At 37.9% G+C, this 14,796-nt stretch carries 13 protein-coding genes; 7 read left to right on the top strand and 6 right to left on the bottom strand.

The features are described from left to right. Positions 1–95: 95 nt before the first annotated feature. The 4 genes from HCG49_RS14580 to HCG49_RS14565 are packed head-to-tail and all read left to right on the top strand — an operon-like array spanning position 96 to position 3,783. Entirely contained in the window at positions 96–1,019 is a 924-nt protein-coding gene (locus tag HCG49_RS14580) for a MerR family transcriptional regulator (protein ID WP_168470270.1), read from the top strand. Positions 1,020–1,027: 8 nt separating this feature from the next. Then, positions 1,028–2,482 (top strand): phytoene desaturase family protein, encoded by a 1,455-nt coding sequence (locus HCG49_RS14575; protein ID WP_168470269.1) that lies wholly within the window; start codon positions 1,028–1,030, stop codon positions 2,480–2,482. A 10-nt stretch (positions 2,483–2,492) separates the two neighbouring features. Further along, positions 2,493–3,332 (top strand): phytoene/squalene synthase family protein, encoded by an 840-nt coding sequence (locus tag HCG49_RS14570; RefSeq protein ID WP_168470268.1) that lies wholly within the window; start codon positions 2,493–2,495, stop codon positions 3,330–3,332. Position 3,333: 1 nt separating this feature from the next. Further along, complete coding sequence (locus HCG49_RS14565) at positions 3,334–3,783, top strand: sterol desaturase family protein (protein ID WP_168470267.1); 450 nt, start codon at positions 3,334–3,336, stop codon at positions 3,781–3,783. Positions 3,784–3,813: 30 nt separating this feature from the next. Here HCG49_RS14565 and HCG49_RS14560 read toward each other — a convergent pair whose 3' ends face one another. From HCG49_RS14560 to HCG49_RS14535, 6 genes are all read right to left on the bottom strand, one after another. Then, positions 3,814–4,377 (bottom strand): TlpA family protein disulfide reductase, encoded by a 564-nt coding sequence (locus HCG49_RS14560; RefSeq protein ID WP_168470266.1) that lies wholly within the window; start codon positions 4,375–4,377, stop codon positions 3,814–3,816. Between the two features lie 232 nt (positions 4,378–4,609). Then, on the bottom strand, positions 4,610–5,170 hold the full coding sequence (locus HCG49_RS14555; RefSeq protein WP_168470265.1) for a TlpA family protein disulfide reductase: 561 nt from the start codon (positions 5,168–5,170) through the stop codon (positions 4,610–4,612). A gap of 76 nt (positions 5,171–5,246) precedes the next feature. Beyond that, on the bottom strand, positions 5,247–7,514 hold the full coding sequence (locus tag HCG49_RS14550) for an aconitate hydratase (RefSeq protein ID WP_168470264.1): 2,268 nt from the start codon (positions 7,512–7,514) through the stop codon (positions 5,247–5,249). 196 nt (positions 7,515–7,710) lie between these two features. Continuing rightward, positions 7,711–8,664: an AAA family ATPase gene (locus HCG49_RS14545; RefSeq protein ID WP_168470263.1), complete on the bottom strand. Its 954-nt coding sequence runs from the start codon at positions 8,662–8,664 to the stop codon at positions 7,711–7,713. A gap of 4 nt (positions 8,665–8,668) precedes the next feature. Beyond that, positions 8,669–10,114, bottom strand: a complete 1,446-nt coding sequence (locus tag HCG49_RS14540; RefSeq protein ID WP_168470262.1) for a peptidylprolyl isomerase — start codon at positions 10,112–10,114, stop codon at positions 8,669–8,671. Continuing rightward, positions 10,107–10,991, bottom strand: coding sequence for a peptidyl-prolyl cis-trans isomerase (locus HCG49_RS14535; protein ID WP_168470261.1), 885 nt, complete (start codon positions 10,989–10,991; stop codon positions 10,107–10,109). Before HCG49_RS14535 ends, HCG49_RS14540 begins: the two co-directional genes overlap by 8 nt. A gap of 136 nt (positions 10,992–11,127) precedes the next feature. Between HCG49_RS14535 and HCG49_RS14530 the strand changes: the two genes are divergently transcribed. The 3 genes from HCG49_RS14530 to HCG49_RS14520 all read left to right on the top strand — a co-directional run bounded on the left by HCG49_RS14530 (position 11,128) and on the right by HCG49_RS14520 (position 14,456). After that, positions 11,128–11,373 carry a hypothetical protein gene (locus HCG49_RS14530; protein WP_168470260.1) on the top strand — a complete coding sequence of 82 codons (246 nt, stop codon included), beginning with the start codon at positions 11,128–11,130 and terminating at the stop codon, positions 11,371–11,373. Positions 11,374–11,391: 18 nt separating this feature from the next. Further along, positions 11,392–12,522 carry a hypothetical protein gene (locus HCG49_RS14525; RefSeq protein ID WP_168470259.1) on the top strand — a complete coding sequence of 377 codons (1,131 nt, stop codon included), beginning with the start codon at positions 11,392–11,394 and terminating at the stop codon, positions 12,520–12,522. Between the two features lie 284 nt (positions 12,523–12,806). Beyond that, a complete protein-coding gene (locus tag HCG49_RS14520) occupies positions 12,807–14,456 on the top strand; it encodes a beta-N-acetylhexosaminidase (protein ID WP_168470258.1) in 1,650 nt (549 codons plus the stop codon). Positions 14,457–14,796 lie beyond the last annotated feature (340 nt).

The following is a 14,796-nucleotide window of genomic DNA, read 5'->3' as shown; positions in this document are numbered from 1 at the left end:
TCAGTAATTCAGCTGAATTTCCGTACTTTTTAGTTACTATTAATACTATCTATTGAATTTTAATTGTAATTTTGTTTAGCTTTATTAAGTAAAACATGAACAGAGTTAAGAAAGAATTCAGTATTCGGGATCTAGAAAATTTATCTGGAATAAAGGCGCATACCATCCGGATTTGGGAAAAGCGGTACAATCTTCTTTCTCCAGAACGCACCAGTACCAATATAAGAACGTATAGCATTACAAGCCTTCAAAAGCTATTGAACATCACCTTACTATACAACAATGGTTATAAGATTTCTAAAATAGCTGAATTATCCCAGAAGGAATTTAAAGATTTAATTGCTACTATAACGACTTCAGAAAGCACCCAAGACCATGCTGTGGCCTCCTTTAAATTGGCGATGATGAATTTTGATCAAGCTTTATTCTTCAAAACCTTAGAACAAGTCTCAGAAAATAGAACGTTCAAAGAAATTTTTCAAGATGTATTTCTCCCTTTTTTAAATGAGATTGGCCTACTATGGCAAACAGACACTATAAGCCCGTCCCATGAACACTTTATAACACATCTCATAAAGCATGTGATCTTTGTCCATACCGAAAAATTAAATTCCAATACCGACTACGATACCGACAAGACCTTTGTTTTGTTTTTGCCAGAAAATGAAATTCATGAACTAGGTCTCCTATATTTAAATTACGAAATCAATCTAAGCGGTTATAAGACCATATACCTAGGACAGTCCATGCCCTTGGAAAATCTGGTAGATTTAAATAAGTATTTTGACAACCTTTATTATATCTCTTATTTCACTGTTGCTCCTTCCAAGGACAAAATTGATGCCTACCTAACCAATTTTCAAAATTTGATAGGTCAATACAACAAAAGGGAACTTTGGTTGCTAGGACAACAAACAACTCATTTAGAGCAAGCGAACCTACCCCAAGGTATCCGAATCTTTAGCACCATCGATATAGCCATTAAGGAATTAAACAAACTAGAAACCGTTAATTTATAGCCATTAAAATGAGTAAAAAGGCAGTCGTCATAGGATCCGGATTTTCATCGCTATCCGCAGCTTGTTATTTAGCAAAACAAGGCTATAAGGTATCTATTTATGAAAAAAACAACACCCTTGGTGGTCGGGCCAGACAGTTTACCAAGGACGGCTTTACCTTTGACATGGGGCCTAGCTGGTATTGGATGCCCGATATCTTTGATAATTTTTTCAATGATTTTGGAAAAAAAAGGTCCGACTATTATCAGTTGGATAAATTAGACCCGGCCTATAAAATATTTTTCACCGATGATGTGATTACCATCGGGGACTGCATGGATAAAATTTGTCTGGAATTTGAACGCATCGAAAAAGGCAGCTCTGAGTTATTGCGAAAGTTTATTGCCAAAGCCCAAGACAACTACGACATTGCCATTAACAAAATTGTATTACGCCCTGGTAACTCCCCTTTAGAATTGGTCAGTAAGGACACCATTACCAGAATAGACCAATTCTTTAAAACCATCAGTGACGAAGTACGCCGCAGGTTTAAAAACCCCAAGCTTATTTCGACCCTAGAATTCCCTGTATTGTTCTTGGGCGCTAAACCTTCCAATACGCCCTCTTTTTATAGTTTCATGAATTATGCCGATTTTGGCTTAGGCACATGGCATCCCAAAGGAGGCATGTACCAGATTATACATGCGATGAGCAGTCTGGCAAAAGAGCTTGGCGTAAGCATCCATGTCAACAGTGCTGTAGAAGAGATTATAGTGACAGAGGGAAAAGCTACCGGCATAACAATTGCCTCCCAAAACATTGCAGCAGACATTGTAGTGAGCGGTGCCGATTACCATCATTCCGAAAGCCTTTTAGCCCCACAATACAGACAATATTCCGAAGCCTATTGGGAGAAAAAGGTTTTTGCGCCCTCTTCCCTGCTCTTCTACGTGGCTATTGATAAGAAGCTAAAAAACGTCTCCCACCACAATTTGTTTTTCGACACCAGCTTTGAAGAACATGCCAAGGAAATCTATGACCATCCACAATGGCCCAAAGCGCCATTGTTTTATGCAAATTTCCCCTCGATAACCGATGATACTATGGCACCTTACGGCTATGAAACAGGTTTCTTTCTTATCCCCATTGCCCCAGGGCTCACCGATACCCCAGCATTGCGCATTCAATATTTTAATATTATATTGAAGAGGTTTGAGAAACTGACCGATCAAAAGGTTAGTGCTAACATTCTTTTTAGGGAGGATTTTTGTATCAACGATTTTATAGAAGAATATAATTCTTATAAAGGGAACGCCTATGGAATGGCCAATACGTTAATGCAAACAGCCTTCCTTAGGCCTAAATTAAAAAGTAAGAAAGTAGCCAACTTATTTTTTACAGGGCAGCTTACGGTTCCGGGGCCAGGAGTGCCTCCAGCATTAATTTCAGGAAAATTGGTTTCTGAGCTTATTCATGACAACTAAAAAAACACCTATGAAGAACATTTTTGATCTCGTATCATATAAATGTAGCAAGTTGGTTACGGAGCAATACAGCACCTCTTTTTCACTTGCCACCAAAATGTTACACGCTTCTATAAGAGGCGATATTTATAATATTTATGGATTTGTTCGTTTTGCCGATGAAATTGTTGATAGTTTTCACCACTACAACAAGCCATATTTATTCGACAAATTTGAGCAGGATCTTGAGGAGGCCTTGGAACAAAAAATTAGCTTAAACCCAATTTTAAATTCGTTTCAACACACTTTTCACAAATATGACATTCCGCTTCATCTGGTACAATCTTTTATGAAAAGTATGCGAATGGATTTAAAAAAGACTATTTACAGCACTCCTAAAGAATACCAAGATTACATTTATGGCTCGGCAGATGTCGTTGGCCTTATGTGTCTAAAAGTATTCGTTCAAGGCAATAACAACCAATATGAACATTTAAAAGTATCGGCGATGGCACTGGGATCTGCTTTTCAAAAAGTAAACTTTTTAAGGGACTTAAAAACAGATTTTGAGGAGCTGAATAGGTCGTATTTTCCCAATACCAACTTAAAACAGTTGAATGAGGAGGATAAAATTCGTATTATTAATGAAATTAAGGCCGATTTTAAACTAGGGTATTCTGGTATTACACAATTACCGCCACAAGCAAAGTTTGGGGTATATACGGCCTACAAGTATTATTACAAGTTGTTACAAAAGCTACAAAGCACTCCGCCACAATTCATTAAAAACAGTCGCATACGAGTATCCAATCCACAAAAATTTCGCCTGTTGGCACAATCGTACCTCAATTACAAACTAAAATTAGTCTAGAATGAATACTTTTATTTGGATCCTTATATTTCTTGCCACTTTTTCCTTCATGGAATTTATGGCTTGGTTTACCCATAAATATATTATGCATGGTTTTTTATGGAAATTACATAAAGACCATCATAAAAAAGACCACGATTCTTGGTTTGAGAGGAATGATGCCTTTTTTATCTTTTATGCCTTGGTGAGTATGGGATGTTTCTATGCCGGTGCCGAAACAAGCTTTTGGTATGGTTGGCCATTAGGCTTTGGAATAATGGCCTATGGTGCCGCATATTTTATGGTTCACGATATTTTTATCCACCAACGCTTTAAACTCTTTAGAAACGCCAATAACTGGTATGCAAAAGGTATTAGAAGAGCTCATAAAATGCATCATAAACATTTAGGCAAACAAGATGGTGAGTGTTTTGGAATGCTTTTCGTCCCTTTTAAATACTTCAAGAAATAAAATTGACTATTACTACCTAGGTTGCCCTCCTTATTGCGTTACTAATGAATCTAGGAGTTCTCTGGTTTTCTCTCCGTTCCAATCGGCAGCACCTGTTTTGGCCACAATTATTTTTCCGGTTTTATCTAGAATATAAGTTGCCGGTATACTTTTAGAAAATAGTGCTGTAGGGGTTGTAGAAGCCTCGAAATACACGGGTAGCTCATACCCTTTTTTGGTTAAAAACTGCTTTACTTTTTTCTCTTGGTCCTGTGCCACGAACATAAAGACCACCTTATCCCCATAGTCGTTGTACAGTTGTTGTAAACTAGGCATTTCTGCAACGCACGGCGGGCACCATGTGGCCCAAAAATTTATCAGGACTACCTGTCCTTTTTGCGCTTCAAAATAAAATGGATTATTCTGGAGATCGCGTAATTTCCAATCGTAATCTCCTATAGTTTGCTGTTCGCGTTCTGCTACAGGTGTGGGGTTAAACGCCAAAAGCCTATTGATCTGTACTTTTACATGAAACCCGACAGGGGTAAATAGGAAAATCGCCAAGGCTACTACCATCAGTAGGTTATAAAGCTGACTTTTTCCTATTTTTTTCATTTGTAGCTATTTATTGATTTGTAACCGTCCTATGTAATTCGCATAGCTGACTTGATCAATGAGAGCAATTTTCGCTCATGCTCATTCCATAATATGAAGATATGGAATTTAAACGTTGTAAAACAAAGTAAAAGCTTTCGTACGCTTTTTTGACAACAATATTCACTGGACTATTACAAAGCATTAATAATCCCTTTAGAAGACCTAATCCCTTGCTTAATGTAAATATTGTTTACTTGGCCAAAAGAGAATTCAGTAATTTGTACATGTCAGCATTATCCCAATCGGCAACGCCCTCTTTTTGGATAATAATATTGCCTTTCTTATCTAATAAATAGGAACGCGGAGGATTGCTTCCCGACAGCGGAGAACTATCCCCAACAACGGAGTAAGTCACTGGAAAAGTAAAATTTCGTTCCTGCATAAATTTCTCTACAGGCTCCTTTTCTTCATTGGTGATAATATAGAAATCGACTTTGTCCTTATAGGCATCGTACAACTTTTGAATACTTTCTAGCTCGGCATGACTAGGCAGCTTCCATGACCTCCAAAAATTCACAAATACTACCCGGCCTTCTGATTCCTTAAAGTTGAAAAAATCCCAATTTTCATCTTTCAACCTCCAGTTGTAATCGGTAATATTTTCTCTATTGGCTTCTTTGGTCACTGTCGGGGAAAAGGAAAAAATCCTATTCAACATCACCTTGCTATAATCGCCCAATGGCGTTACAAAAAAGGATAATATTACCACCATTATGGCTATATTTAAAATCGTTCTTCCCTTAACTTTCATGTTGCTAAACCTTTTGCCAAAACTAAAAAACTCCTGATAATAATCAGGAGTTTTTACTAAGTATTTAAAATCTAAATTAAGCGACGTTTTCTCTCTTGATAACGTTAAGGGCCGACCCTTCTTTAAACCACTCAATTTGCGATTGATTGTAAGTATGATTCAATTTAATCAGGTCTTTACTACCGTCTGCATGAACCAACTCTAAGGTCAACTGCTTTTCCGGTGCAAATTCATTGATATCGATAAAGTTAAAGATATCGTCTTCCTGAATTAGCTCGTAATCGTTTTCATTGGCAAAAGTAAGCCCCAACATCCCTTGTTTTTTAAGGTTTGTTTCATGGATACGGGCAAAAGATTTTACGATTACCACGGCAACTCCTAAATGTCTAGGTTGCATAGCCGCATGCTCACGAGAAGATCCTTCACCATAGTTATGATCACCAACAACTACCGTTTTAATACCGGCCGCTTTATAAGCACGCTGTGCATCTGGTACACCTACGTACTCACCTGTCAATTGATTTTTTACAAAGTTGGTTTTATTATTAAAGGCATTCACAGCTCCAATAAGGGTGTTGTTCGCAATATTGTCTAAGTGTCCTCTAAAACGCAACCATGGTCCGGCCATAGAAATATGGTCGGTGGTACATTTTCCTAAGGCTTTTATCAACAATTTAGCGCCTTGTAAATTTTCTGGTTTAATAGGTACAAAAGGCTCCAATAACTGTAGACGTTCAGAGCTTGGATCTACCTTAACTACCACTGAAGAACCGTCTTCATCTGGCGCTAAGTATCCAGCATCTTCTACTTCGAAACCTTTTGGAGGCAATTCTATCCCTCTTGGTTCATCCAATTTCACTTCTTCCCCATCTTCATTGATAAGGGTATCGTTCATAGGGTCAAAATCTAACCTTCCAGAGATGGCTATTGCGGCCACCATTTCTGGAGAACCTACAAAAGCGTGGGTATTAGGGTTTCCGTCCGCTCTTTTAGAGAAGTTACGGTTAAAGGAATGAACGATGGTATTTTTCTCGTCTCCTTTAAGATCACTACGATCCCATTGTCCAATACATGGTCCACATGCATTTGTAAATATAGTAGCACCAAGGCTTTCAAAGATATTTAAAAGACCATCGCGTTCTGCGGTAAATCTAATTTGCTCTGATCCTGGGTTAATTCCAAAATCGGACTTCGATTTTATCTTTTTATCAACGGCTTGTTGTGCGATAGAAGCTGCCCTGGTCAAATCTTCGTAAGAAGAGTTTGTACAAGACCCTATCAATCCCCAATCTACTTTTAAAGGCCATCCGTTTGCTTTCGCTTTTTCGCCCAATTCACCTACTGGTGTCGCTAAATCTGGCGTAAACGGACCGTTTAAATGTGGTCTAAGGGTATCTAGATCGATTTCAATAATTTCATCGAAATAGTTTTCTGGATTAGCATATACTTCAGGATCTGCCGTTAGGTAATCTTTTACTTCATTGGCAGCATCGGCAACATCGTTACGATCTGTAGCACGTAAGTAACGCTCCATAGACTCGTCGTACCCGAAAGTAGAGGTCGTAGCTCCTACTTCGGCACCCATGTTACAAATGGTCCCTTTACCAGTACATGAAAGATTTTTGGCTCCTTCACCAAAATATTCAATAATAGCACCGGTTCCTCCTTTTACGGTAAGGATACCAGCTACTTTTAAAATTACGTCCTTAGCCGATGTCCAACCAGAAATGCTTCCGGTTAATTTAACACCGATCAATTTTGGAAATTTCAACTCCCAAGCCATACCGGCCATCACGTCTACAGCATCTGCTCCACCTACTCCAATAGCAACCATCCCTAGGCCACCAGCGTTTACGGTATGAGAATCGGTCCCGATCATCATCCCTCCTGGGAAGGCATAATTCTCTAGTACTACTTGGTGAATAATTCCAGCACCTGGCTTCCAGAATCCGATTCCATATTTATTGGAAACTGATTCTAAAAAGTTAAAAACTTCTGAACTAGTGGTATTGGCTACTTTTAAATCGGCTACAGCGCCGGTTTTCGCCTGTATTAAGTGATCACAATGTACAGTAGTAGGAACGGCCACCTTAGGCTTACCTGCTTGCATAAACTGTAACAAAGCCATTTGTGCCGTAGCATCTTGACATGCAATTCGATCTGGTGCAAAATCTACATAGTCTTTTCCTCTTTTGTAGGCTGTGGTAGGATTTCCATCCCATAAATGAGAATATAAAATTTTCTCAGAGAGCGTAAGAGGCTTGCCAACAACTTCACGAGCTTTATCTACACGTGATGTCATATTAGCATACACCTTTCTAATCATATCAATATCGAATGCCATTATCAATTAAGTTTTTAAGTTAAAGTAATTTGTCAAAATTAAGAAAATACATTGCGGATTTAAAATTTTTGAAGTAAGATTCCGCCAATTTTCCATAATTATAAAAAACACTGCCATCAAAAGCAGGTAAATGCAATAAAACAGCTGTTTTTATGTACACTTCCTCTTGCTCTCTTCCAAGCTATGTTCTAATTTCTTACAAAAGTTTATTTATAATATCTTCTTCAGAAATACCTTCGGCCTCCGCCTTATAATTTTTTATAATACGGTGCCTTAAAATACCATGCGCCACGGCTTTAACATCCTCTATATCGGGAGAGAATTTACCATGTACGGCAGCAAAGGCTTTGGCTCCCAAAACCAAATTCTGCGATGCCCGTGGTCCTGCGCCCCAATCTATGTATTGCTTCACATAATTTGATGCACCATTAACATTGGGCCTTGTACTATGTACTAGTTGGACGGCATATTCGACCACCTTATCCGGTACGGGTATTCTGCGTACCAACTGTTGTATGTCTAAAATTTCGGCAGCACTAAAAAGTGGGTTGATTTTTGGTTTTTTATCTGAAGTGGTTGCCTTTACCACCATGATCTCTTCTTCAACAGAGGGATATTTTAATTCTATGGCGAACATAAAACGATCTAACTGCGCCTCGGGCAAGGGGTAGGTACCTTCTTGCTCTATAGGGTTTTGTGTTGCCAATACAAAGTAAGGCATATCTAGTTTATAATGCTGTCCGGCGATCGTTACCGCCCTTTCCTGCATGGCTTCCAAGAGCGCTGCCTGCGTCTTAGGAGGGGTTCTGTTAATTTCGTCGGCCAAGATAATATTAGAAAATATAGGGCCCTTAATAAACTTAAACTCCCTATTCTGATCTAGTATTTCACTCCCTAGGATATCGCTCGGCATTAAATCTGGGGTAAACTGAATACGCTTAAACCCTAGTCCCAATGCCGAAGCTATAGTGTTTACCATTAACGTCTTGGCCAAACCTGGCACCCCGATCAGTAAGGAATGCCCCCCGGTAAAAATTGAAATCAACAGCTGATCTACTACCTGCTCCTGACCAATTATAACCTTGGCAATCTCCTTTTTTAGGGCGTTGTTTTTTTCTACTAATTCCTTAATGGCCGCAACGTCTGACATGCAATTAATCCTTTAACCAATTATTTGCAAAATTGCAATCCTTATTGGCAGCATTAACGCTTACATAGGTATCTTTAATGTGTTTGTCCATCCACTTTTTGATCGCCTTAAATTGCTTATCCCTTAGGGCCAACTCTTGGATTTTTATATAATCCTGGGCAAAATCGGCCACATGCTCATCGTACCTATTGGTAATCTTCATGATTTTGTATTTCGCCGCTCCTCCTCTAGGGTCGTTCTCCAAAATAGGACGAGAAATCTCATTGTCTTTTATATTTCTAACCTGGTTGTACAGGGCAGGCTCCATTTTAGTAAGCTCAAATCGAGAACTGTAATCGGAGGGGTTTCTCAACAATCCACCATCGTATTTCGTTTCCTTTTCATCAGAGAAATTTAATGCGGCCTCTGCAAAGGTAAATTCACCATCCAAAACCTTTTGGCGAATACTGTCTAATTCTTTCCTAACATCATCCATGGCTTTTTGAGAAACTTCAGGAGAAATAAGAATATGTCTTAAATCTAGTTCTTGTCCTCTAACTTTCTCCACATAGATAATATGATACCCAAAAGTTGTCTCAAATGGATCTGAAATTTCACCCTCCCTAAGGCTAAAAGCGACATCTTTAAACTCTTTTACAAAAGGCGTTTGTCTTGTCATACTATAAAACCCGCCGTTAGATTTAGAACCTGGATCTTGAGAATACAGAATAGCTTTTACACTAAAGCTCGCCCCGTTATCTTCTACATCGGCCTTAATTTCATTTAGCTTATCGATCACTTTTTGTTTTTCCTCTTCCGAAGCTTTTGGTTCCTTTACAATTTGGGCTATCTCTAATTCAGCTCCAAAAACAGGTCTTTCATCTACTGGGATATTGTTAAAAAACTGACGTACTTCTTCAGGGGTAATTTCAATTTCGGAAACAATCTTGTTCTGCATCTTTTCAGAAAGCATTCGCAATTTGTTAATCTTGAACAGATCTTCCCTAAAACTAGCCTCGTCTTCTTTCTTGTAGTACTTCAGTACTTTTTCGACAGAGCCAATCTGGGAAACCAATTGTTGTATTTGCCTATCTCCTGTAGCGTTTACTTCGTCATCTGACACTAAAATACTGTCCTGCACCGCCTGATGGGCGTACAAACGGTCTTCCATTAGTTTTCCTAACAGACCACAGCGTGTAATATCGGCCATAGAAGCTCCCTGACTTTTTAGGTCAATCAAGGTTTTTTCAATGTCGGATTCTAAGATTACATAATCGCCAACTACAGCGGCAATACCATCCAACTTAATTTTTTTAAACGTACTGACCGAATCGCTTTTTGTTACAACTGCCTCCGCTACATTCGCCTCTTGCACATCTACGGTGGTATCCGGATCGTTTTTAACTTCTTGGGCATTTAAGGCACCCATTAAAAATAAAAAGGAAAATCCCGTTTTAATTAACTTATTCATACACTTCAAATTCTTTTTCTTTAATAGCTTCATCTATAATTTCTGCTTCCAGCTTTTTCATAAATTCTAACTTCCGTCTACTCAAAAGCAATTGTTTAATGGTTGGTTCAACATACGACAACGGAGCAATTTGGTTAATTTCCAACACTTCATTAATCTTTGCCAAATATACCCCTAAAGAGTCCTGTAATTCAAAAAATTGTGAGTTTTTTAAGTACAACCCCTGATTATCAGGCACTATCAATGGAATTTCTTCCATAACCCGTATAGCACTCACCCAAATTGAATCGTTTAAATTATACTTTTTAAATTGTATACTTATAGAATCCAAATACTTTTTATCTTCTTCTTTAAAACGTTTTAACTTATTAGACACCAGATCTTTATCTAAGTAATTTACCGGCAAAGCTACGAATCTTAACTTTACCAATTTTTCTTTGAGTTTAAAATTTTCTTTTTGTCGCTCATAAAAATCATTCAACTGCTCCCTACTTACCGATGTATCCTGAGACTGTAGCACCAATGCTTCTTTATAAGCCCCGGTATATAGGTCCGTACGATAGTTTGAAACCAACTGCTCAAAGATCTTCAGCTTTTTTTCAGGCAAATTTATTTTTGCTTTGCTCAAGAGCAACTGCTTACTGGCCCAAGTATTAATATAATTGGTAACATAGGTAGCACTATCTGCTTTTGACTTATTGTTTTCAAAAAGAGATTCTATATCTTCTTTGTACAAATAAGCCTCTCCTACCCTAGCTATAGGTGTTTTATCCTCATTATTCTTAAAAAAAGAACCACAAGACCCTAAGACTACCCCTAACAAGGCTAGCAAAAGCCATTTAGACGTTATACTTAAATTTTTTCGTAAAAAATACATATAGCAAAATTAACAATTCAGCAATCCTGTGCAAGTTCACTTTTTTTAATAAAAAAAAATTATATTTAACAGAATATTTACGGCAAATAACGGCCATTAGCATTGCAAATTCACCTATGATTGGTACTTTTATCGCATGAATGAAAGAAAAATAAAATTAATCTGGGATTTTAGGGGGCCATCTGCCTTAAAAACAGCGGAACATCACCGCATTCATCTCGAGGAGTACATTACCGCTGAAAACCTAGCCCTTAATATTACTGGATTTAAGGACCTAAACGATATGCACTCCATCGCTTATCTTGTCGTACATGAATCAGAAATGATTGCCGTCCGGGATGCCTTAAAACCACACCGAGGAGAAGTGTATTCTTCTGAATAAAAGTTTTAGACAAGGCATATGACCAAAAGGACTCTTTTCGCAGGTTTTTTATTAGCGTCATTCCTATTTTCATGTGCCGAGGACATCCCACAGAAAAACATTTTAGAAAACGCCCTATCGACCACAGACCCAACTATTAAAAGGGTTATGGATAGCGTTTCGCATTACGACCTACAGATACGCTATACACGGATAACCAGGTATAAGGACAGCGTTTCATTTAAGGATTACGATTTCCAAACAAATCAACAAGCCTACTTTTATCCAGGAAATACGGTTGGGCTGCTTACTGCAGTGCTGAGTTTGGAAAAACTTAACGAATTGGACAAGCTGGACTTGCATTCTCGTTTTTACATCGAAGGCGACACTATAGAAACTACTTTTGCCAATGAGATCACAAAAATTCTCATCCATCATGACAACGAAGCCAATGACAGACTTTTTGAATTTTTAGGACAGGATAGGATTAACAACGCCCTAAGGAATAAAGAAATTTTTCCTGTACGTATCTCCCATAGGTTGTCGCCAACAAATGCCTTTGAGCTTACCACAAAACCTATAATAGCCTACCTTAACGACAGCACTACCACGCCATTAGGCCCAAGCATAAACACCCCTCCCTTAGCTTTAAACCTCCCAAGGACAAGGAGAGTGAATTCCCATACCGAGGGCGATTCATCAACAGAAGCACCTATTGATCTTAGTCTTCACAATTATTTCCCCCTCGAAGCCCAAAATCAGGTATTAAAAAGAATCTTTTTTCCCGATAATTTTCCAGCACACCAACAATTTAACCTTAGCACAGAACAGTACCATTTTCTCCGGAAGGCCATGCAGGTCCAAGCAACCACAGAAAAAAGCCCTTCAGTGGTTGAACCCTTGAACTTTTTATCCATGCAAACCAAAGAGGCCGATCTTAACAAGATAGCGGTTTACCATAAAAGCAGCCATGACTACCATACTTTTACCAATTACACCTATATTAAAGACAGCACCAACAAAGTAGAATTTATGTTGAACGCTACTATTTTGGATACTAAAAACCATATCCTTAATGATTCCCTTACACCCCATGATACTTTAAAAATACCTTTCCTTACCCAATTAGCACTGGAGGTTTACACTTTAGAAGTTAACCGAAACCAATAACTCTAAAACTCATGGCTTTTAAAGTCTTTTTTATTTTTAAAGGACCGCATCATTTTTAACAACTACGGTAAGATATTTTAATGATGAATTCTATGAAACTAGGGAAGCAATAGTCCATTTAATGGTACCGTTATGCCATCATAGGATTAATAATTTACAATAGAGAACACCCTAGCCAGAAATAAAATACAAAGAAATCATAAAGCAGATTTATATTTTTGTAAGGTAAATCCAATAATATGATATAAATTTATGGCTTAAAATAACATCAAAAAAACCTAAAAATGAAATTAAAAGCCTGCTGTCTAATACTAGTTTTAACGGTATTAAGTTGTACCGAAAAAAACAAAACATTCTCTGCATCAGAAATATCAATCTTACCAAAACCTGTTTCCCTTGTTTTAGCAGAGGAATCTTTTGCATTTAAAGACGGCTTAACTATAAGTACTACTTCTAAAGAGCAGCAAAATGCCAGCAATGACCTCAAATCTTTTATAAATCAGGAGACTGGGTTTAATTTAGAATTAACCGAAAATTCGGGCTCTGTTAATTTTGAAAAAGCAGACAACTTAGAGCCAGAGGCTTACGAGTTAATTGCAACCCCAAAGAACATCACTATTAAGGCCAATGATGACGCAGGATATTTTTATGGCGTACAAACTTTAAAACAATTGTTTTCTAAAGAAGTTTCGGAAGAAACGAAGGAGCCTCAATATTTGGTGCCGTCGGTTACAATTAAAGACAATCCGCGTTTTAAGTGGCGTGCTTATATGCTTGACGAGTCACGTTATTTCCATGGAGAGGAGTTTGTAAAACAGATGCTAGATCAAATGGCTTTATTAAAAATGAATGTTTTTCATTGGCATTTGGTAGATGATGCGGGTTGGCGAATCGAAATTAAAAAATATCCGTTATTAACAGAAGTTGGCGCGTTCCGTTCCGATTCTGAAATTGAAACTTGGAAAAGCGGAAAAACTTCCGGAGAACCTCACGGAGGGTTTTATACCCAAGAACAGATAAAAAATATCGTTGCCTACGCAGCTGAAAGAAATATTACTGTAGTTCCTGAAATTGAAATGCCCGGACACTCGAGTGCTGCCATAGCCGCTTATACATGGTTAGGAACAGCGGGTGTAGATATAGATGTACCAGTGAAATTTGGACGTTTATATGATAATTATGACGTTACAAAACCCGAGGTTATTCAATTTATTAAAGATGTTTTGTTAGAGGTATTTGAATTGTTCCCTTCTGAAGTCATTCATATAGGAGGTGATGAAGTAGGGTATAAAGTATGGGAAGAAAGCAAACATGTTCAAAAGTATATGAAGGAGAATAATATTAACACTCCTGCCGATTTACAAATTCAATTTACCAACAACATTTCAAAATTTATTGAAGAGCATGGGCGTAGAATGATGGGTTGGAACGAAATTATGGGCAAAAACATTCACAAAGGCTTTGAAGAAAAGAAAGATGATAAAGAGGCCGAAACGGAATTGGCTAAGAACGTGGTAGTACATTTCTGGAAAGGAGACCTAGCCTTGGCGCAAGATGCTGCTAAAAAAGGTTATGGAATTGTGAATTCGCTCCATAGCAACACCTATTTAGATTATAGCCATGAAAATATTCCTTTAGAGAAAGCTTATAGTTTTGACCCTATTCCTGAAGGCTTGGAAGAACAATATCATGAAAATATTTATGGTTTAGGCTGCCAAATGTGGAGTGAATGGACACCGACCCATTCAGATGTTGAAAGACAAACTTTCCCTAGAATTGCTGCCTACGCAGAGGTAGGTTGGACACCTCTTGAAAACAAGGACTTTGAAAGTTTTAAAGTGGCTCTTAAGAAAATGCAGAAACACTGGAAAAACCTAGGCATCAATTACTACGAAGACAATGCAAAAACTGAAGCGGAATCACAGGTTCAATAATCGGCAATAGTAGTAATCGACAAACATTTTTTAAAGCGGGATTTCCTAGAAGGATTTCCCGCTTTTTAGTATATTCTATTTTTTTTACCCCAAAACTTCAGACACAAAAAAAGATGAGATTTTCAGTGAACACCCTTATTGTTTACCAGTTTTTATTCTCCTAACCCCTAAAGATATCTCCCGACCTACCATAAAAGAAGCCACCGCTACCAACCGCTTATCGATATAACCTACATAGCTCGACCCTATTAATGAGGTAGAGAATGTTAATCCCTACTATTTTTTTAGTAATGAAAGAGGTATCTTTAAGAAAAAAAGATGCTTTAGAATTTGACCGAAA

This window comes from Arenibacter sp. 6A1, from assembly GCF_012272855.1.
GTDB lineage: Bacteria > Bacteroidota > Bacteroidia > Flavobacteriales > Flavobacteriaceae > Arenibacter.
Note: the sequence above shows the minus strand (reverse complement) of the source record. Positions and strands in the feature narration are given on the sequence as shown.

What these genes read in the sequence shown, in the direction of transcription:
- HCG49_RS14580 (WP_168470270.1), top strand. Translation starts at nt 96, where the DNA reads ATGAACAGAGTTAAGAAAGAATTCAGTATTCGGGATCTAGAAAATTTA.
- HCG49_RS14575 (WP_168470269.1), top strand. Translation starts at nt 1,028, where the DNA reads ATGAGTAAAAAGGCAGTCGTCATAGGATCCGGATTTTCATCGCTATCC.
- HCG49_RS14570 (WP_168470268.1), top strand. Translation starts at nt 2,493, where the DNA reads ATGAAGAACATTTTTGATCTCGTATCATATAAATGTAGCAAGTTGGTT.
- HCG49_RS14565 (WP_168470267.1), top strand. Translation starts at nt 3,334, where the DNA reads ATGAATACTTTTATTTGGATCCTTATATTTCTTGCCACTTTTTCCTTC.
- HCG49_RS14560 (WP_168470266.1), bottom strand. Translation starts at nt 4,377, where the DNA reads ATGAAAAAAATAGGAAAAAGTCAGCTTTATAACCTACTGATGGTAGTA.
- HCG49_RS14555 (WP_168470265.1), bottom strand. Translation starts at nt 5,170, where the DNA reads ATGAAAGTTAAGGGAAGAACGATTTTAAATATAGCCATAATGGTGGTA.
- HCG49_RS14550 (WP_168470264.1), bottom strand. Translation starts at nt 7,514, where the DNA reads ATGGCATTCGATATTGATATGATTAGAAAGGTGTATGCTAATATGACA.
- HCG49_RS14545 (WP_168470263.1), bottom strand. Translation starts at nt 8,664, where the DNA reads ATGTCAGACGTTGCGGCCATTAAGGAATTAGTAGAAAAAAACAACGCC.
- HCG49_RS14540 (WP_168470262.1), bottom strand. Translation starts at nt 10,114, where the DNA reads ATGAATAAGTTAATTAAAACGGGATTTTCCTTTTTATTTTTAATGGGT.
- HCG49_RS14535 (WP_168470261.1), bottom strand. Translation starts at nt 10,991, where the DNA reads ATGTATTTTTTACGAAAAAATTTAAGTATAACGTCTAAATGGCTTTTG.
- HCG49_RS14530 (WP_168470260.1), top strand. Translation starts at nt 11,128, where the DNA reads ATGAATGAAAGAAAAATAAAATTAATCTGGGATTTTAGGGGGCCATCT.
- HCG49_RS14525 (WP_168470259.1), top strand. Translation starts at nt 11,392, where the DNA reads ATGACCAAAAGGACTCTTTTCGCAGGTTTTTTATTAGCGTCATTCCTA.
- HCG49_RS14520 (WP_168470258.1), top strand. Translation starts at nt 12,807, where the DNA reads ATGAAATTAAAAGCCTGCTGTCTAATACTAGTTTTAACGGTATTAAGT.